General features: G+C 50.7%; 2 pseudogenes. One reads left to right on the top strand and one right to left on the bottom strand.

The window, feature by feature from the left end:
* Positions 1-242, bottom strand: a pseudogene (locus tag B3180_RS04630) (nicotinate-nucleotide diphosphorylase (carboxylating)); the annotation flags it as partial.
* 67 nt (positions 243-309) lie between these two features.
* On the opposite strand from B3180_RS04630, the pseudogene B3180_RS04625 reads away from it, so the two are divergent.
* A pseudogene (locus B3180_RS04625) lies at positions 310-495 on the top strand (1,6-anhydro-N-acetylmuramyl-L-alanine amidase AmpD); the annotation flags it as partial.

Raw genomic sequence — 495 nt, 5'->3', positions numbered from 1 at the left:
TCACCGTCTTTCACCAGCCATTCAATTTCCACTTGCTGCCCAAGCTGGCGAAATACTTGATCGACCCAGCCACACCCGCAAACCACCGCTTCTTCCCGGGTGATAATGCTGGCACGGGACTGACTCTGCTCAAGAATCAATTGCGCAGTAATATCATAACTGGCGTCTTCGCCGGATAAATCTTCCTTCAGTGCGGCGCTTACGCCGTCCTGAATGGCAAGTTGCAGCTCGGGCTGACTCATAGATGGCTTTACCTTTTAGCAGACAATACGGATACTAGGGGGCAAACTTTACCGTTTTGTTGAGCCTGTGAAAAGCGACCCGATAAAAAATCATAAAATAACAACGGCAGTTCAATACCCGTCGCCGCACTGCGATGAGCGTCCACAGACAGACGAGATCAGTCTGTTGGTTATTCATTGCATCAGCCTGCCCGAGGGGGAATACGGTACGCCATACGTGCGTCAATTGTTTATGGGTGAGCTGGAAACCGAG

The sequence above is a fragment of the Idiomarina sp. UBA4206 genome (assembly GCF_002383015.1).
Taxonomy (GTDB): Bacteria; Pseudomonadota; Gammaproteobacteria; order Enterobacterales; family Alteromonadaceae; genus Idiomarina; species Idiomarina abyssalis.
This window is presented reverse-complemented; position numbering and strand designations above follow the sequence as displayed.